The organism is Meiothermus granaticius NBRC 107808 (assembly GCF_003574355.1).
Lineage (GTDB): Bacteria > Deinococcota > Deinococci > Deinococcales > Thermaceae > Meiothermus > Meiothermus granaticius.
In genome coordinates this window covers 1-16887 of the sequence record NZ_QWLB01000043.1, presented here as the reverse complement: position 1 = coordinate 16887, position 16887 = coordinate 1, and the positions used below count along the sequence as shown (strand labels likewise).

Genomic DNA, 16887 nt, shown 5'->3' with positions numbered 1-16887 from the left:
CGGCCTATCCCTCACTTTTTCTGACCGCCCCCTGACCAGCCCAGCCCCACCCTGGAGGTTGAAAGGAGCACCCATGTTCGACCCTAGATTGCGCACCCTGGCCGTGCTTTTAGCCGCCGGTATGGCGCTGGCAGCGGGCACCACTTACAGCATCGTGGTGGGCGGCCAGGTCATGCCGGATAAGGCCATCGTGGTGAACGGCAAGACCTATCTGCCCCTCTCGGTGCTGAAGGAGTTGGGAATTGGCTACAACCTCAAGGGAACCACCCTGACCCTGGGCGGCTCGGCCTCCGCCAACCAGACCCCCGGCGGGGCCAACCAGCGGGCCTCGCTGGAAGGCTGCCTGGGCGAGACCCTTTTCAACGGCATCTGGCGCTTCCGGGCCACCAAACTCGAGCCCATCGTGAAGGACGCGGGAACCCCCCTCGAGACCCAGGGCTGGGGGGTGACAGTAGAACTGCGCAGTGGCGCCAAGGCCATGGTGCAGCCGGTTTTTACCGGGATGCGCGACGGGGGCATCCAGGTCGCCTTCGACGACGCCCAAACCCTGACCGCTGATGCTCTGGACGTGCAGAAGCTCACCTTTGCCAACCTCCCCCCAGGGGGCGTGCTGACCCACCAGCTCAAGTTCTGGTATCGCTACGACACCCCCAAAGACCAGATCAAAACCCCCACCAAGCTGCTCCTGGAGATCAATCCCACGGGCTTCGAGAACACCATCCGGGCCAGTGGGGCCAGCTATACCACCCCAACCCCCAGCCTGCGGGTGCGGCTGGACTGCCAGAAGTAAGACATCAGGCCATAACGGAGGTGACCATGTGGAAGGAGAATCCGGCCTTTTTTATCACATCTGCCCGCGCTGCTCCCGCGCCGTACCAGCCCATGTACAAGAGCACTACTGCCTCAACGACGGCGAGCGGCTGCTCGAGGCCTGCCCCCGCTGTGGGGCTCGGTTTACCTCGCCCTATGCCAGGTTTTGCGGGGTTTGCGGGCTCGAACTGGCCAAGGTTCCAGAAAACAGGAGGGGTTAGATGAACACATTTAAGTGGCTAGGCATCGCGGCCGTTTTGGTCAGCGTACTGGTGGCCTGCTCCTCGGGGGGCAGCAAACCCGATCCCAATCTGTTCAGCGAGGGGAATGCCTGGAAGGAGGGCCTCCCGGCAGATGCCCAGGTGGTGAGCCCCCAGGAGTTCCAGAAGGGCATCGCCTCGGGTGAGCTGGTGCTCACCAGCACCGCCTCGGTGGCCGCGGCCAAACAGGCCCGGGAAACCCAGTACCAAAGCGATAAGGCTTTCCTGGGCAACCTCCCCAGCCCAGATCCCAACACCGCCGCCCTGCTGGACGAGGCCACCGGCAGCCCCAGCTTTGAGGGGGACCGCCCGGTCAGCGGGCCGGGCGGGGAACCGGTGGTGCTCTTTGGCCTGGGAACCCAGCTCCACAACGCCGTCGAGACCCAACAGCGTGCGCAGAGCCTAGACAATGCCCTGGCCGACTACAGCCTGAGCTACTCGCTCCTGCCCGACGACCTCAAGCCCCAAGCCCCCACCCCCGATAGCCTCAAAGGGAAAACCCTGGCCGAGGTCCAGGCGGCCCTTCAACAGCTCAACGACCTGCTGGGGAGCAAGCCCGCCAGCCTGCGCACCGCCCGGCTCGAGCCCGGCGGCGGTATCCGCCCCCAGGCCATCAACCCCGGCAACGGCACCGACAACAACGGCCCCTGCACCCCCACCAATCTGGTCAAGCGCTTCTGGTTCCCCCTCAAGAATTTCATCAGCCCGGTCAAGAACCAGGCCAAGCGCGGCACCTGCTGGGCCTTCACCGCAATTGGGGCCCTCGAGAGCCGCGAGCGGGTGCAAAACAACAACCCCGTAGACCTTTCCGAGCAGTTTTTGGTCAACAAGGTCAAGCAGGACTGGGATTCCAGCGACTACACCGATGGCTACTGGTCGGAGAAGGCCCTCGAGACCGCGGTGGACAAGGGCCAGAGCTTCCCCTCGGAGGGGGCCTGGACCTACAACCGGGCCAGCTCCCGGCCCAGTGTCAAGGACGGCGATAGTGGCTCCTATGCCAATAGCTGCAACGGCTACACCGGCACCTGCTCCGACACCGCCCACGAGAGCCGCCGGGTCTGCACCACCTTCATCTTCACCTTCTGCAGCTACGCCAAGGTGACCTTTGGCGGGCCGGGGGTGGCCTCGAGCCGCACCATCCAAGTCTGGAAAAACGGCGAAACCTTCAAGCTCAACCTCCTGCGCAACTACCTCTCACAGGGCTACGTGCTCCTGGCCTCGTTCCCGGTGTACAAGGGCTTCATGGACGACGTGAAAAACGACGGCGTGGTCAGCAACTATGCCAAAACCAGGCTCGACGACAAGGGCAAAGAGGTCAGCGGCTCCTACGGCGGTCACGCGGTGCAGATCGTGGGGTTCCTTTCCAACGAGGACATGACCCAGTTCGGCCAAACCCCCAACATTGGCGGTGGGGGGTATTTCATCGTCAAAAACTCCTGGGGCTGCGGCGCGGGCGACGGTGGGTTTTACTATGTTCCTGCGGATTACGTGAGCGGCCTCTTCAACTCCTTGAGCGTGCTGAACTTCGATGGCCGCCGCAGCCAGGCCTGGCAACAGGAGCAGGCCGCTCCGGGGGGCTCCGAGGCCCCAAAAATCACCCTCAAGACCAACCCCGCTACCGTGCAGCTACGGGTCGAGACCAACCTGGCCCAGTTCTTCCAAATCACCCACCCCGTGGCCAAAAGCGTCAACCTGACCGTGACCTCGAGCCAGGACGGCACCCTCTACAACGGTAGCTGGAACACCGATCCCAACAGCCTGTTTGGTCCCGAGCTGAAGCGCACCTTCGCCACCCAAGGCAGCCGCACCCTGACCCTCCTGGCCAAATACGGCAGCAGCCAGGCCACTTCGAGCTTTGTCGTCAACGTGATCAACACCCCGCCCACAATCACCCTGCAATACGGCGGGGATGCCAACCAGGGCGTGGCGTATCCCATCACCGCGCTGATCACCGACCCCAACGAGCCCGACGTCACCAAGCTCTGTACCAACACCACTTGGGCAGTGGACGCGCCCGACACGCTTTCGGCCTCGACGGGCTGCCAGGTTCAGGTCACGTTTGGCACGACAGGCTGGAGGCAGGTGCGGGTGAGCACCACCGACAGTGACGGGGCCACCGCCTCGCAGACCGCGACCCTGAACGTACTGCCCCCGCCCGTAAACCCTTACCCAACGGTCACCGATTACGGGGTGTACTCGAGGGAGTTCACCGGCAGCGGACAGTTCCGCTTTTGCGGGAGCGTGAAGGTCGCAGGGGGCAGCACCATCATCCTGAGCGATCTCGGTTGCACCCTGCGCATCGGGCCTGCCCCTACCCGCTACTACGGCGGCATAACCGTGGAAAACCCCAGCAACGAGACCTTAACCTATGACTGGAAGCTCTATGTCAGCGGCCCAGGGTTTGACACCCTCCTCCGCGCCGATACGGCCTCGAGCAGCAACGTCTTTGACCTCTACAACGTCTACAATGCGGGGCTCGGCACCGACAACTGCCGGGTCACCGTAAAGGTCAATGCGCCCGACCCCAGCCGCAGCAAGGGCCCCTTCACGGTCTGGAGCGGCCGGTGCACCTACTATTCGTTCCGGCTCAACTAGAGCGGTTCCCGACGGGTTTCACCCTGGAGCCACCCCGTTTGCCGAGGCCTTCCCATCCGGGAAGGCCTTTTTGGCCTGATTGCGAAAAGTAGTCAGGGTCATAGTAGTGTGGGGGTATGAAGCGTGTCATCCTGGCCTTTGGAACCCGTCCTGAGGCCACCAAAATGGCTCCGGTCTATCATGCCCTCAAGGCCCAGTCGGGCCTCGAGCCCCTGGTGTTGCTGACCGGTCAGCACCGTGAGCAGCTGGTTCAGGCCCTCTCCCTATTCGAGGTTCCGGTCGCGCTCAACCTCGAGGTGATGACCGAGCGCCAAAGCCTCCCGGCCTTAGCAGCCCGGATCCTGCCCCAAACCGCTGAAGCCCTCGAGGCGCTACAGGCCGATTACGTGCTGGTTCACGGCGATACGCTGACCACCTTCGCGGTGAGCTGGGCCAGCTTTCTGAGCCAAATTCCCGTGGGGCATGTAGAGGCTGGGCTGCGCTCGGGGAATTTGGCCGAGCCCTTCCCCGAGGAGGCCAATCGCCGCCTCACCGATGTGCTTACCGACTTGGACCTGGCGCCTACCGCATTGGCCAAGACCCATCTGTTGGCCGAAGGCAAAGACCCCGACCGGGTGCTGGTGACCGGCCAGACCGGGGTAGACGCGGTGCTCTACGCCGCTAAGGTAGGGCAGCTCCCGGCGGGGATTCCGCAGGGAAAGCTGGTCACGGTCACCCTGCACCGCCGCGAGAACTGGGGGGTACTGGGGGACTTGGCCCAGGCCCTAGCTCGAGTGGCCCGGGAGCATCCGGAATACACCTTCGTATTCCCGGTTCACCTCAACCCGGTGGTGCGCGAGGCGGTCTGGCCGGTGCTGGAAGGCCTGCCCAACTTCGTGCTGCTGGATCCGCTCGAGTACGGCCCCATGTCGGCCCTGCTGGGCCGGAGCGAGCTGATCGTCACCGACTCAGGGGGGCTCCAGGAAGAAGGGGCCGCGCTGGGGGTGCCGGTGGTGGTGCTGCGCAATGTCACCGAACGGCCCGAGGGGGTAGAAGCGGGGATTCTGCGGCTGGCCGGAACCAACCCCGAGGGGGTGTATCGGATGGTCAGCGGCCTTCTCACCGACGAGGCCGACCGGCGCAGGATGGCCAGCGCCACCAACCCCTACGGCGACGGCAAGGCCGCCTGGCGCTGCGCCCAGGGGGTGGCCTGGCGATTGGGGCTGGCCGAGCGACCAGCGGATTGGAGCGGGGTGGCCTCGAGGCCTTAGATCAGCCTCGAGGCCTATTGAAGCCGCCCAAATATCCGCCAATAATCGTATCTTGTGCGCCTACTTCCCCCCACCGAACCCGCTCGATCCCAACAGCTTTCAATCTGGGAGGGGATGTTGGCGGTGTTGTTCATCAACTGGGCTACCGGGATGGTCACCACCGGATACGCCCTCTGGTTAGGGGCTACCCCCGCCGCGCTGGCGGTGCTGGGAGCGCTGCCCGCGGTAGGGCAGCTAGCCGCCCCTTTGGCCCTATTTACCCGTGGCAGCCGCAAGCGGCTCAGCATCCTCCTGGCGGGCGGCGGGCGGGCCCTCTTCGCCGGGGTTCTCCTTCTGCCGCTGTTGCCTGAATCCTGGCGCATCCCCGGCCTGCTGTTGATCGCGGCCGTGTCTCAGCTGGTGATTGCCCCGGTGAACGTGCTGTGGACCAGCTGGATGGCCGATCTGGTGCCGGAGAAACAGCGCGGGCGCTACTTCGGTTTTCGCAATGCCTTTTTGGGGCTGGTGGGCACTCTGGGCAACCTGGCCGCCGGGAGTCTGATTGATCACCTGGGCAAGCCCTGGGGCTTCTTGATCGTACTGGGGATAGGGGTGGCCGCCGGGGTCACCTCGACCTTCATCCTGCGTTGGCAGTTCGAGCCCCCGACCACCCCCGCAGTTCCACGTCTGCGGGAGTTCTTGGCCCCGTTTGGTGACCGGCGCTTTCGCGGGTTCTTGGGCTTCGTGACCTTGTTTATGGGAGCGGTCTCGGTAGGCTCCCCCTTCGTGGTGCCCTTGTGGTTGCAGTACGACCGAATGACCTTTGCCCAGGTAGGGCTTTGGACGGTGATCGCGGCCAGTGTGGGGCTTTTTGTAGGGCCGTTATGGGGCCGCATCGCCGACCGGGCCGGGCACTGGCGGGTGCTGCTGTGGACCAGCGCCATCGCCGCGATGGTACTGCCCCCGCTGTGGCTGCTGGCCGCACCGGGCCGGCTCCAGACCATCTGGGTGGCGGCGGTCTGCGACCCCTTCGCCTGGGCTGGGCTGAGCACCGCCCTGACCAACGTGGCTTTGCAAAGCGCGAGCCTCGAGCGCCGCAATCTTTACCTGGCCTTGTACTGGATGGCCTACGCCGTGGGCAGTGTATTGGGGGCTTTGCTGGGAGGGGCGCTGGGCAGTCTGGGGATCGGCCCCAGCCCCTACCACCTGCCCATCCTGGCTTCGGTCGCCCTGCGGCTGATTGGGGTGTTTTACCTGTCGTGGCGCATTCGGCGCAACCTGCTGATCGAGGCCGAGGCGCAGGCTCGAGCCCAAGCCCTGCAGCTCCCCTAGCTCCCAAGGCCTCGAGCTAAAGCAAGCACCCCGGGCCGGACCCGGGGCTTCTCACCTTTTCCAAAGCCTACTCGAGGCCCGAGAGCTTGCGGTTTTTGGCGATGTACTCCTGCCAGTTCTCCGGCACATCCTCCTCAGGGTAGATGGCCGAGACCGGACAGGCCGGCACACAGGCCCCGCAGTCAATGCACTCATCGGGGTGGATGTAGAACTGATCCCCACCATCGTAGATGCACTCCACTGGGCAGACCTCTACACAGGACTTGTCTTTGGTTCCGATGCAGGGCTCGGTAATTACGTGCGGCATAGCTAAAGCCTCCTAAAGGGGGGGTGTGGGGCACCCACCGAAGCAGACCCTATTGTAAGGAATTTCCAAAGAAGTCAAGGGGACACACCTTTCTCTATGGGGTAGGGACTATGCTGGGGGCACCCGGACATCGGGCGGGGTTCACAAAGCGCATAAAGAAGTGTATAAACGAATAACGAGGTACGCCATGCAGACGGTAAAGGATTGGCTCGAGCTAGAAAAGGCCCACGACTCCGGCATTTACACCAAGCACGAGGTGGTGATCGTGCGCGGTAAGGGGGCCCGGGTGTGGGACAGCGCAGGGCAGGAGTACATAGACTGCGTGGGCGGTTACGGTGTGGCCAACCTGGGCCATTCCAACCCCTATGTGGTCGAGGCGGTGAAGCGACAGGCCGAGACCCTGATGATCCTGCCCCAGACCTTGCCCAACGACAAGCGGGCCGAGTTTTATGACACCCTTCAGGGCGTTCTTCCGCCGGTCCTCAGCCGCTACTTCCCCTGCAACTCCGGTACCGAAGCCAATGAGGCCGCCCTTAAGTTCGCCATGATGGCCACCGGTAAGCGCAAGTTTGTGGCCGCGGTGCGGGGTTTCTCGGGCCGCACCCTGGGCGCGGTAGCCCTTTCGTATGAACCCAAGTACCGCGAGCCGTTCGGGCCCTACGGCCACTCGGTGGTTTTTGTCCCCTACAACGATGTCGAGGCCCTGAAAAGCGCGGTGGATGACAGTGTGGCCGCGGTATTTCTCGAGCCCGTCCAGGGAGAAGGCGGGGTGTATCCAGCCACACCGCAATTCCTCCAGGCGGCCCGGCAGATCACCCAGGAGAAGGGCTGCTTGCTCATCCTCGACGAGATTCAGACCGGAATGGGCCGCACCGGTCGAGTCTGGGGTTTCGAACACTTTGGGGTGGTGCCCGATCTGATGACCGCTGCCAAAGCCCTGGGGGGTGGGGTGCCGATCGGCGTCTGCGCCATGACCGCGGAGGTGGCCGAAAAAATGCCCAAGGGCGGGCACGGCACCACGTTTGGTGGGAACCCCCTCGCCATGGCCGCTGGGGTTGCTGCGATCCGCTACCTCCAAGACACCCGGCTCTGGGAGCGCAGCGCGGAGCTGGGCCGGGAGTTTATCGAGGCCCTGCGCAGCATAGACTCCCCGAAGGTGCGCGAGGTTCGGGGGCTGGGGCTGATGGTCGGCCTCGAGCTGGGCGAGCCCTCGGCCCCCTACATCACCCGGCTCGAGCAGCAGCACCACATCCTGAGCCTGGCTGCCGGGCCCCGCGTGATCCGCTTCCTGCCCCCCCTGGTGATCGAAAAGAGCGACCTCGAGCAGGTGGTGCAGGCGGTGCGCGCGGTCTTGTCTTAGGCCGCTGACCGGTTTGGCCCGGAGGCCAACAAACCGGTATTGTTGGAACCGATGAAGCTTGAGCCAGTAGCGCTGTTGAAAGGGGCGCTCGAGATTCCTTCCGTTTCCGGGGAGGAACGCGCCGTAGCCGAGTATCTGACCCAGCAGATGAAGCGGCTGGGGTATTCCCAGGCCTGGATAGACGAGGCCGGGAACGCTCGAGGGGTGCTGGGCTCGGGGCCCCTACAGGTGGTGCTGCTCGGCCACATTGACACCGTACCGGGGACCGTCCCGGTGCGGATCGAGGGGGATGCCCTGTATGGGCGGGGTGCGGTAGACGCCAAGGGCCCTTTCGTGAACTTCATGCTGGCCGGAGCCGCCCTGAGCCAAGAAGCCCTCCAGCGGATGACCCTGCACCTGGTCGGGGCGGTTGAGGAAGAGGCCCCCACCTCCAAGGGGGCTCGCTTTGTGGTCGGTCAGCTCCACCCGGACTTTGTCCTGATCGGGGAACCCTCGGGCTGGGAGGCCATCACCCTGGGCTACAAGGGGCGTTTGGTGCTCAGGGCCCGGCGCAGCAAAGACGGGTTCCATTCGGCCCATTTCGAGGCCAACGCCGCTGAGGAGCTTCTGACGTACTACGCTTCCATCAAAGCCTGGGCCGAGGCCATGAATCTAGGCCAGGGGCCCTTTGCCCAAGTTCAGCTCGATCTGCGCGACTTCCGCATGGGGCAAACCGGAACCCAATCGTTCGCCGAGCTCACCTTGGGGCTGCGCTTGCCGCCGCGGCTGCTGCCGGAGCAGGCTCAGGCACATCTGCGGGCCTATGCCTCCCCGGCCCTTAGCCTCGAGTTCTTTGGGGCGGAGATCCCCTATGTGGGGGCGAAGGATACCCCCCTGACTCGAGCCCTGCGCATCGCCATCCGGAGCCTGGGGGGGGAGCCGGTGTTCAAGTACAAGACCGGAACCGCCGATATGAACGTGGTAGCCCCCCACTGGAAGGTGCCCATGGTGGCCTACGGCCCCGGTGATTCCCAGCTCGACCACACCCCCAACGAGCACGTGCGCATTCCAGAGTTTCTCCAGGCCATCCAGGTGCTGCAAAGGGCGCTCGAGCGGCTGGCCCTGGCCTGACCCGCTCACCGCACCTGGAACTCCAGCTGCCGCAGCGCCTCGTACACCCCAATTCCCACCGCTACTGCCAGGTTGAGCGAGCGCCCCCCTCTTCCGGGCATGGGGATCGTTACCGCCGGGAAGCGCTCGAGCACCGCCTGGGGTAGCCCCCGACTCTCCGGCCCAAACAACAGATAATCCTCGGGGCCATACCGCACCTGGCTATAGCGGGTGGAAACCTTACTGCTAAAGGCCCAGACCTGGGCCGAGTCGGGCAAACGCGCCAAGAAGGCCTCCCAGGAATCGTGAAGGGTGTAGTGCAGTTCCGACCAGTAGTCCAGCCCCGCCCGCCTGAGCTTAGGGCTCGCCCATTGAAACCCCAAGGGGCGAACCAGGTGCAACTCAAGCCCAGCCGCCGCGCAGGTACGGGCAATGTTGCCCGCATTTTGTGGAATCTCTGGCTGGTACAGCACCACCTTGAGCATCCGCTGACCATACTAGCGCAATTGCCCATAACCTGAGCCCTCAGCGTAACGCTGAGGACGGGCCTTTCGGGCCAGAGGCCTGTGCTACCTTCATTCTCATGACCGAACTGCCCGCATTGGCCTTAGCCCTCCTCGGTGTGGTCTCCGGGGTGGTGCTTTGGGTTCGGTCTCGAGGGGAGCCGGCCTGGCGCGGGGCGGCCCTGGGCACCCTGGCCTGGGGGTTGAGCGCGGCCAGCCGCGGGCTCGAGCCAAGCCCGCTGCCCGGGCTCCCCGATGGGTTGCTGGGGCTAGGGGTTCTGGGCTGGCTCTGGAGCCTGTACATCCTGGAGCCCAAAGCCCTCCCCCAAAGGGCCCTGGGGCCCCTTCCGGCCCTGCTGGTGATGGCTTATGCTGCGGTGAGTTGGCCCCATATCTCGCTGCACACCCTGGTCTCCCTGGCCGCCCTGCTACCGCCCCTACTGGCCTTGCCCGCCCTTGAGGCTGCCCTGCGGGGCACCGCCAGCGAGGCCCGGGTGTCCTGGAGCCTTGGCCTGCTGCTGATGGCTGCGGGGACCCTGGCCCCGGTAGGGCTGGGAACCCCCCTGACCCTATTCACCCCTTTTACCCTGGGCCTGGGCTTCATCCTGGTGGGCTGGGGGGGGTGGCTCGAGGGCCGCAGCCAGCACCTCCCCAAGGAACTGCTGGGGTTCATGAACCTGGGGTTGGTGCTGGCGCTGGTGCTCCTCGCGCTGGACTCGCCCGAGGTCAAAGCCGCCCCTTGGGCCCTGGCCACCTTTGCTTATCTGATGGTCGTGGCCCTGGCCTGGATGGGGCTGGCGGTCTACACCCGGATTCAGCGCGCGGAGTGCGGCCTCGAGCGTTGGATCGGTCTGCTGCAGGGGCTCTCGAGCAACACCTCCACCCAGATCCTCTCCCTCCAAGGGGTAATGCAAAGCGTGCTGGAGGGGCTTAAACCGTTATTCCCGAATTTGCTGGGGCTCGAGATCCGCACCGATATCGTCCAGCGGGTCGGGCACAGCGGACCCTACGTGTACAACTTCGAGCTATTCCTGGATAACCCTGCTGAGGGCCGCCTCTACTTCAGCAGCCCTCCCCAGGATGAGCGCGGCCTGGGGGCGCTGGCCCCCATCCTCACCGAGCGCCTGCGGCTGTCGCTAACCCTCAGCGAGTGGCGCAGCAAGGCCTACACCGACCCGCTCACCGGCCTGCTCAACCGGCGGGGCTACGAGCGCAGCATGAACCGGCTGATCCGGCTCTCGCAGGAGACCCAAAAGCCCATCACCCTAGCCCTCTTGGACCTCGACCACTTCAAGCGGGTCAACGACAGCTTCGGCCATGCCGCCGGAGACGAGGTGCTCAAGTCTCTCGCCAAACTGCTGCGCACCATCTCCCGGGCGGATGACCTGGCCGTACGGCTGGGGGGGGAGGAGTTTTGCCTGGTGCTCTTCGGAGCGGGCCTCGAAGACGCCGGACGCATGCTCGAGCGGGTACGGCTGGAGTTCAAGAAGCTACAGATCCCCCAGGTTGAGGGGGCCCTGAGCCTTTCCGGGGGCATGGCTGGAGGAGAGATCCCCACCAGCATGGCTACCGTAAACCGTTGGCTCGAGCAGGCCGACAGCGCCCTCTACGACGCCAAACAGGCCGGGCGTGACCGGATATACTCCGCCACCCCGCCTACCCTCAGGCCCTTCGGACGCTAATACCAGATTAGGGCTCCAGCACCCCAGGTTCCTCTCGAGGCCGCTGAAACCAAAAGCGATACAGGCTGGCCACCAAAATAAACCCCGGCACCGCCAAGAAAATTCCCAGAAAGCCAAACAGCTTTCCCCCCACGAAGATGGCCAGCAGTACCGTGGCCGGATGATAGCCCAGAATGCGCCCGTAGATCAGGGGGATCAGCAGCTTGCCTTGCAGCAGGGCAATCGCCGCGTATCCGACCAAGACCAGACCGGCCACCGTAAGCCCCTTGGACAGCGAGATCAGGGTGGCCAGCAGGGCAATGGTTGCCCCCCCCACAAAAGGCATCACCTCGAGCACCCCCCCCAGCACCGCCAGGGCCCACGGGGTTGGGGTACCGATGATGGTCAGCCACAACCCAAACAACAGGGCAAAGGAAAGAGCCACCGCAAGCTGGGCCCGGGCCCACAAGCCCATCCGAGCCCAGGTGGTCTGGAGCACCTCGGTCCAGCGCTCACCCGGTAGGTAGCTGGCCAGACGGCTCACCAAGTGGGGCTCGAGGCTGACCATCACCGCCAACACCAGGGCCAGAGCCGCATCCGCCACGTTTCCCACCACCCGCAGCAGGTAACTGCTCGCGGTGCGGGCCCCTGAAGCCAAGGAGCCCAGAACCGAGTCCAGCACATTCTGCCCTGCCCCCGATAATCCCGGAATTACATCCTGCATAGGAAGCTCTCGAACAGCGATGTAGAGCTTTTGGAATTGTGCCACCAGCACCGGCGCACTCACCCATACCCCCAACACTACCACCGCCAACAGCCCGAGATAGGTCAGGCTGACCCCGAGCCCACGCCCTACCCGCCGGGCGAAAAAGGCCGTCACCGGCTCCACCGCCGCGGCCAGGGTAAAGGCCAGAAACACCCACAGAAACAAATCGGTGAGCCGGGTGGTGGCCCACAGCAAAAACAAGAACAGGGCCACCCGCAGGAAAAAGGCCTGGTCGAGCTTCACCCCTCAAGCATACCGGGTGACCCAGCCCTCTTCCTGCTCCACAAGCGGGCCTACATCTCCACCGAGCGGGCGCTCCGGCGACGGAAAAAGCGGATCGCCGCCGGTACTACCCCTGCCGAGATCCCGACCAGCAGGATGAGGTACACGTACTTCTCGAGGTTGGGGATCTTAGAGCCCACCCAGTAGGAGAACAGGGTCAGCCCCACCGTCCAGATCAAGCTACCCAGCAAGGTGAGGGGCAGAAAACGCCCGTAGGGCATGCGCAAGGTACCGCAGACAAAAGGCACCAAGGCCCGCACGATCGGGATAAAGGGCCCCACCAAGAGCGAGAGCGCCCCAAAGCGCCGCATGAAAAGCTGGGTGCGCTCCAAGTGATCAGCCCGCACTCGGCGCTGCAAACCGGGCCCCGCCCACCGCCCCAGCCAGTACCCCAGGTTGTTGCCCAAGAACGAGCCGATGAACAGGGCGGTGATGGCCGGAAACAACTGCAGCTTTCCTGCCGCCCCCAGGATTCCTACGGTGATCAGCAGGCTGTCTCCAGGCAGGGCAAACCCCACCAGCAGGCCCGTTTCCGCAAATACCACCGCAAAGATGCCAATGTAACCTATGGTCTGTACCCAACCCGCCAGGCCCGATTCCATACCTATAGAGCAGTGTACCGGGTATTGGAATGAGAGAGGGTCAAGAGGCCAGCCCCTGATCAAACCCCAGTCAAACCATAGCGGCCCGGCCCCCTAACGCATGGGCTTCCCTAGCCCTTGAGCATCCAGCGCACATCCTGTACCACCTTCTCGGTCTGGGCTGGCTTGCCGTTGCCATAGATCAGGCGCAGGTTGCCTTGGGGGTCTACGGCGAAAACCGTAGCGCTGTGGTCTACGGTGTATTCCTTGGCGGACTTGATGTTGGATTTCTGGTAGAAAACCCCATAGTTCTGGGCAACTTGGGCGATTTGATCGGGGGTTCCGGTGAGCCCCACAAAGGCCGGGCTGAAAAACGCAACGTACTTGCCCAACACCTCCTGGGTATCGCGCTCAGGATCCACAGAGATCATCATCACCTGCACCCGGGCCTGCTCCTGTGGGGTCAGGGCTTTGTAGACCTTGCTCAGCTCGAGCATCGTGGTGGGGCAAACATCCGGACAGTTCACATAGCCAAAAAAGATCAAGCGGACCTTGCCCCGGTAGTCCGAGAGCTTGACCGTCTTGCCATCGGGGGCGGTGAGGCTGAAGTCGTAAGCGGCCTTCTGGGCCATCAAACGGGTGCCATAGGGCTGGTACTGATCCCGCTGGCTCACGATCATCAATCCTAAGGCCAGGGGGACCCCCACGAGCAAAGCCACCGTTAGAATGCGGCGCATCATCCCCGCTAGATTAACCCATAGAGATTAAAACAAATGTCCCTTGGTTCTCCTGTCATACTGGTTAGGCATGAATCCCATGGATTCACCCCCATTGGCCTTCCGGGACCCCAGGGCCCGCTGGGCGGCGGGGCTGCTGATTGCCCCATTTTTCCTGCAGATGCTGGGATTTGGCCAGACCGCCCTGGGGGGCGGGCTCTGTGGAGCCTTGCTGGGCCAACGGGAAACCCCGCTGAGCCTGCAAGGGGCCGGGTTTTGGTACGCCCTGATTTTTATGCTGCTGTTGGGGGTCCAGCTCGTGTATGGCGGGCTTTTGCTGCTGGCCCGCCTGCTGGAGCTGCCCCAGAGCAGCGAGCGAGGCTTTTACCTGTTTGGGGTGGGGCTGGCCGGGGTCATAGGGGTGCTCTTCCTGCTGACCCGAACCGTGGGGCTGCCTTACCCGAGTGAGCTGGGCCTGGTATTTGGGGACCCTGCCCGCGCGGACCCCCTCAGCCTGATTTTGGTCGGGCTGACCCTGGCTGGGGGGGTTCTCTTGTGGCGGCTCGCGGGGGGCAAACCGGGCGCCTAAACCCCTTCGGTGCTTTAGGTCACGGCCCTGACCAAATCGGTAGGGGTAAGGTTAGGGGTATGGAACGCCTACTGGAGGTGATGCGCCGCCTGCGTGCTCCGGATGGTTGCCCCTGGGACAAGGAGCAAACCCACCTGAGCCTGCGCCCCTACATGCTCGAGGAGGCCGCTGAGGCCGTAGACGCCATGAGCAGCGGAAATCCTGCCGAGCTGGCCGAAGAGCTAGGGGATGTGCTGCTGCAGGTGGCTTTTCACAGTGTCATTGGAGAGCAAGAGGGTACCTTTGGTTATCCACAGGTTGAACAACACATTGTGGATAAGCTGATCCGCCGCCACCCCCACGTGTTCGGCCAGGCTCAAGCCCACACCCCCGAGCAGGTCACGGCCAACTGGCAGGCCATTAAACGAGCGGAGGGAAAGGCGCAGAGGTCGCTGTGCGACCAGGTGCCGCGCAGCCTAGGGGCGCTGGCCCGGGCGGCCGAGCTGCAAAGGAAGCTCGAGCTGCCCGGCGGCTCAGAGGCCCAGGTCATCGAGGCCTTGAACCGGGGAGACTTGGCCGAGGCGCTGTGGCAGCTGGTGGCCCTGGCCCGGCGGGAAAAGCTCAATCCGGAGGTGGTGCTCCGCGAGCGGTGCGAGCAGGTATGCGCATGAACCCCGAGGCCCTTAAGGCGGCTGTGGCTCCTCCCCCGCGCCCCTTGGCCCTGCCCACGGGCTTTGTAGATGCGGCGGTGCTGCTGCCGGTATGGTCGGGGCGGCTCCTGTTCACCGTGCGCAGCGCCAATCTGTCCCATCACGCCGCGCAAATCAGCTTTCCCGGCGGCCGCTCTGAGGCCGGAGAGACCGCCGAGCACACCGCCCTGCGCGAAGCCTGGGAGGAGGTGGGGCTTGAGCCTGGGAGTGTCGAGATCCTGGGACCGCTCAACCCCACCCTCTCCCCTTTTGGCTACCGGGTGTTCCCCCTGTTGGGGCAGCTCAAGCATCCGCCCACCCTCAACCCCAACCCCCATGAGGTGAGCGAGGTGCTGTGGGTGCCCATCGAAGAACTCATCGCCGCTCCAGCCTACTCCGAGGAGCGGTTCATCTCCAGGGCCAACCAACCCCCCCTTGACCCCGAGGACACCCAGATCGCCGAACCAGACCGGCCCTGGCGTCGGTTGGTCTGGCACTACCCCTGGCGGGGCTACGACATCTGGGGCGTGACCGGGAACATCGTTCACGATTTCATCGAGCGGGTCAAGCAGGCCTGGTGACAGGGGTCAGCGGGGCAGGCTCGAGCACCCCTGCGGTTTTGCGCTTTGGCCTCCGAGCCTTAAGCTAGTAAGCGGTGAGCGCGCTCTACCGTCAGGTTCGTCCCACTACCTTCGAGGAGATGGTAGGTCAGGAGCACGTCAAGGAAGTGCTCCTGGGGGCCCTGCGCTCAGGCCGGTTGGCCCAAGCCTATCTCTTCTCTGGGCCACGGGGGGTCGGGAAAACCAGCAGCGCCCGACTCATCGCCCAGGCGGTGAACTGCACCGGCGCCGAGCCGCGTCCCTGTGGGGTTTGCGAGGGTTGCCGGTTGGTGCGTGAAGGGCGGCATCCGGATGTGCTGGAAATTGACGCCGCCTCCAACAACTCGGTTGAGGATGTGCGCGAGCTCCGAGAGCGCATCCTGCTGGCCCCCATCCTCTCGCCGCAAGACAAAAAGGTGGTGATCCTCGACGAGGCCCACATGATGTCCAAAAGCGCCTTCAACGCGCTCTTGAAAACCCTCGAGGAGCCCCCCCCGCACGTCATTTTCATCTTTGCCACCACCGAGCCCGAGCGGATGCCCCCCACCATCCTCTCGCGCACCCAACACTTCCGCTTCCGGCGGCTGTCCGAGGCCGAGATCGTGCAGAAGCTGCGGCGCATTCTGGAGGGCCTGGGCCGCGAGGCCGAAGCGCCCGCCCTGGAGCTGGTGGCCCGGCTGGCGGATGGGGCCATGCGCGACGCCGAGAGCCTGCTGGACCGGCTTTTGACCCTGGAAGGCCCCCTCACCCTCGCCGCCACCGAGGCCGCGTTGGGCCTGCCCCCTCAAGAGGCGCTGTTCGCGGTCGCCGAGGCCCTTGACCGGGGACAGATCCGGGCGGCCCTGGAGGAGATGCAAAGCCTCTACACCCAGGGCTTCGCGGCGCGCACCCTGGCCCAGGGGCTCTTGGAGGCCCTCCGGGCCGGACTCTACGGGCGGATGGGGCTGGGACTGGGCCCTCACCTGGGCAGCCCCGAGGAGCGGCTGGTCTTGGCCATGACCGCTCTGGACGAGGCCATGGAGCGGCTGCTCAAGCGCTCGGATGCGCTCTCGCTCGAGCTGGCGGTGCTGGCGGCGTATCAAGCCCTACAGGCTCCAGCATCAGGCCCTGCGCAAACCGCTATCCCCGAGTTTGACCCCAAGCCTCAGCGCAGCCCTGGGCCAAAAGCAGCGAGGCTCGAGCACCCGGCCCCCGCCCCTGAGGCCCCAGCCACGGACCCCATCGGCGACTTCAACCAGGCCTGGCGCGAGGTGCTGGCCCAGCTCAAGCCGACCCAAAAGGCCTTCTTCCGCGAGGCCCGCCCCTACCCACCGGAGGGGAACCGCTTTGTGCTGGTCTTCAGCGAGGACAAAAACTTCCACTACCAGAACGCCCTCAAGCACGTAGAGGCGGTGCAACTGGCCATCCGCGATACCCTGGGGGCCTACGAGGTTGAGGTGCGGCTGGGGGGAAAAAAAAAGTAGCCGAGCCGGAACCCCCACCCCTCTCCGAACCCCCGGCCCAGCCAGCGGCTTCTGCCCAACCCCCGGAGCGGGTGCCC

The 16887-nt window shown here is 64.6% G+C and carries 17 protein-coding genes; 12 read left to right on the top strand and 5 right to left on the bottom strand.

Translation table 11 applies throughout. The features are described from left to right. The first annotated feature begins 73 nt into the window (after positions 1 to 73). From Mgrana_RS16875 to Mgrana_RS13435, 5 genes are all read left to right on the top strand, one after another. On the top strand, positions 74 to 790 hold the full coding sequence (locus Mgrana_RS16875) for a hypothetical protein (protein ID WP_170146486.1): 717 nt from the start codon (positions 74 to 76) through the stop codon (positions 788 to 790). Next, positions 729 to 1031 carry a double zinc ribbon domain-containing protein gene (locus Mgrana_RS17385; protein WP_420845926.1) on the top strand — a complete coding sequence of 101 codons (303 nt, stop codon included), beginning with the start codon at positions 729 to 731 and terminating at the stop codon, positions 1029 to 1031. Before Mgrana_RS16875 ends, Mgrana_RS17385 begins: the two co-directional genes overlap by 62 nt. Further along, entirely contained in the window at positions 1032 to 3665 is a 2634-nt protein-coding gene (locus Mgrana_RS13445; protein ID WP_119358117.1) for a C1 family peptidase, read from the top strand. Between the two features lie 116 nt (positions 3666 to 3781). Next, positions 3782 to 4915, top strand: a complete 1134-nt coding sequence (gene wecB / locus Mgrana_RS13440; RefSeq protein ID WP_119358116.1) for a non-hydrolyzing UDP-N-acetylglucosamine 2-epimerase — start codon at positions 3782 to 3784, stop codon at positions 4913 to 4915. Positions 4916 to 5029: 114 nt separating this feature from the next. After that, positions 5030 to 6226: an MFS transporter gene (locus Mgrana_RS13435; protein ID WP_240631375.1), complete on the top strand. Its 1197-nt coding sequence runs from the start codon at positions 5030 to 5032 to the stop codon at positions 6224 to 6226. Positions 6227 to 6293: 67 nt separating this feature from the next. On the opposite strand, the gene Mgrana_RS13430 is transcribed toward Mgrana_RS13435, so the two are convergent. Then, positions 6294 to 6533, bottom strand: a complete 240-nt coding sequence (locus tag Mgrana_RS13430) for a ferredoxin (RefSeq protein WP_119358115.1) — start codon at positions 6531 to 6533, stop codon at positions 6294 to 6296. A gap of 187 nt (positions 6534 to 6720) precedes the next feature. Here Mgrana_RS13430 and lysJ point away from each other — a divergent pair, with 187 nt between their 5' ends. Both lysJ and Mgrana_RS13420 read left to right on the top strand, forming a co-directional pair. Further along, positions 6721 to 7893 (top strand): [LysW]-aminoadipate semialdehyde transaminase LysJ, encoded by a 1173-nt coding sequence (lysJ, locus tag Mgrana_RS13425; RefSeq protein WP_119358114.1) that lies wholly within the window; start codon positions 6721 to 6723, stop codon positions 7891 to 7893. Positions 7894 to 7935: 42 nt separating this feature from the next. Continuing rightward, positions 7936 to 9003 carry a [LysW]-lysine hydrolase gene (locus tag Mgrana_RS13420; RefSeq protein ID WP_371862087.1) on the top strand — a complete coding sequence of 356 codons (1068 nt, stop codon included), beginning with the start codon at positions 7936 to 7938 and terminating at the stop codon, positions 9001 to 9003. A 5-nt stretch (positions 9004 to 9008) separates the two neighbouring features. Here the strand turns inward: Mgrana_RS13420 and Mgrana_RS13415 are convergent, their stop codons facing one another. Next, the gene (locus Mgrana_RS13415) at positions 9009 to 9467 is read right to left on the bottom strand and encodes a tRNA (cytidine(34)-2'-O)-methyltransferase (protein WP_119358112.1); all 459 of its coding nucleotides are present in this window, start codon (positions 9465 to 9467) and stop codon (positions 9009 to 9011) included. Between the two features lie 98 nt (positions 9468 to 9565). Here Mgrana_RS13415 and Mgrana_RS13410 point away from each other — a divergent pair, with 98 nt between their 5' ends. Further along, a complete protein-coding gene (locus tag Mgrana_RS13410) occupies positions 9566 to 11167 on the top strand; it encodes a GGDEF domain-containing protein (protein ID WP_119358111.1) in 1602 nt (533 codons plus the stop codon). Between the two features lie 7 nt (positions 11168 to 11174). Here Mgrana_RS13410 and Mgrana_RS13405 read toward each other — a convergent pair whose 3' ends face one another. From Mgrana_RS13405 to Mgrana_RS13395, 3 genes are all read right to left on the bottom strand, one after another. Then, positions 11175 to 12155 (bottom strand): AI-2E family transporter, encoded by a 981-nt coding sequence (locus tag Mgrana_RS13405; RefSeq protein ID WP_119358110.1) that lies wholly within the window; start codon positions 12153 to 12155, stop codon positions 11175 to 11177. Between the two features lie 50 nt (positions 12156 to 12205). Then, positions 12206 to 12796: a DedA family protein gene (locus tag Mgrana_RS13400; protein WP_119358109.1), complete on the bottom strand. Its 591-nt coding sequence runs from the start codon at positions 12794 to 12796 to the stop codon at positions 12206 to 12208. Between the two features lie 110 nt (positions 12797 to 12906). Beyond that, the gene (locus Mgrana_RS13395; protein ID WP_119358108.1) at positions 12907 to 13515 is read right to left on the bottom strand and encodes an SCO family protein; all 609 of its coding nucleotides are present in this window, start codon (positions 13513 to 13515) and stop codon (positions 12907 to 12909) included. 76 nt (positions 13516 to 13591) lie between these two features. On the opposite strand from Mgrana_RS13395, the gene Mgrana_RS13390 reads away from it, so the two are divergent. The 4 genes from Mgrana_RS13390 to dnaX all read left to right on the top strand — a co-directional run bounded on the left by Mgrana_RS13390 (position 13592) and on the right by dnaX (position 16810). Further along, a complete protein-coding gene (locus Mgrana_RS13390; protein WP_119358126.1) occupies positions 13592 to 14080 on the top strand; it encodes a hypothetical protein in 489 nt (162 codons plus the stop codon). A 59-nt stretch (positions 14081 to 14139) separates the two neighbouring features. Beyond that, positions 14140 to 14730: a MazG family protein gene (locus Mgrana_RS13385; RefSeq protein ID WP_119358107.1), complete on the top strand. Its 591-nt coding sequence runs from the start codon at positions 14140 to 14142 to the stop codon at positions 14728 to 14730. Next, the gene (locus tag Mgrana_RS13380; protein WP_119358106.1) at positions 14727 to 15329 is read left to right on the top strand and encodes an NUDIX hydrolase; all 603 of its coding nucleotides are present in this window, start codon (positions 14727 to 14729) and stop codon (positions 15327 to 15329) included. The genes Mgrana_RS13385 and Mgrana_RS13380 overlap by 4 nt, the downstream gene beginning before the upstream one ends. A gap of 74 nt (positions 15330 to 15403) precedes the next feature. Further along, positions 15404 to 16810 (top strand): DNA polymerase III subunit gamma/tau, encoded by a 1407-nt coding sequence (gene dnaX / locus Mgrana_RS13375; protein ID WP_119358105.1) that lies wholly within the window; start codon positions 15404 to 15406, stop codon positions 16808 to 16810. The last annotated feature ends 77 nt before the right edge of the window (positions 16811 to 16887 follow it).

Coding starts and splice junctions, on each gene's coding strand:
- Mgrana_RS13415 (WP_119358112.1), bottom strand. CDS start 9,467: ATGCTCAAGGTGGTGCTGTACCAGCCAGAGATTCCACAAAATGCGGGC.
- Mgrana_RS13410 (WP_119358111.1), top strand. CDS start 9,566: ATGACCGAACTGCCCGCATTGGCCTTAGCCCTCCTCGGTGTGGTCTCC.
- Mgrana_RS13395 (WP_119358108.1), bottom strand. CDS start 13,515: ATGATGCGCCGCATTCTAACGGTGGCTTTGCTCGTGGGGGTCCCCCTG.
- Mgrana_RS13385 (WP_119358107.1), top strand. CDS start 14,140: ATGGAACGCCTACTGGAGGTGATGCGCCGCCTGCGTGCTCCGGATGGT.
- Mgrana_RS16875 (WP_170146486.1), top strand. CDS start 74: ATGTTCGACCCTAGATTGCGCACCCTGGCCGTGCTTTTAGCCGCCGGT.
- Mgrana_RS13400 (WP_119358109.1), bottom strand. CDS start 12,796: ATGGAATCGGGCCTGGCGGGTTGGGTACAGACCATAGGTTACATTGGC.
- Mgrana_RS13390 (WP_119358126.1), top strand. CDS start 13,592: ATGGATTCACCCCCATTGGCCTTCCGGGACCCCAGGGCCCGCTGGGCG.
- Mgrana_RS13380 (WP_119358106.1), top strand. CDS start 14,727: ATGAACCCCGAGGCCCTTAAGGCGGCTGTGGCTCCTCCCCCGCGCCCC.
- wecB (WP_119358116.1), top strand. CDS start 3,782: ATGAAGCGTGTCATCCTGGCCTTTGGAACCCGTCCTGAGGCCACCAAA.
- Mgrana_RS13445 (WP_119358117.1), top strand. CDS start 1,032: ATGAACACATTTAAGTGGCTAGGCATCGCGGCCGTTTTGGTCAGCGTA.
- Mgrana_RS13430 (WP_119358115.1), bottom strand. CDS start 6,533: ATGCCGCACGTAATTACCGAGCCCTGCATCGGAACCAAAGACAAGTCC.
- lysJ (WP_119358114.1), top strand. CDS start 6,721: ATGCAGACGGTAAAGGATTGGCTCGAGCTAGAAAAGGCCCACGACTCC.
- Mgrana_RS13435 (WP_240631375.1), top strand. CDS start 5,030: ATGTTGGCGGTGTTGTTCATCAACTGGGCTACCGGGATGGTCACCACC.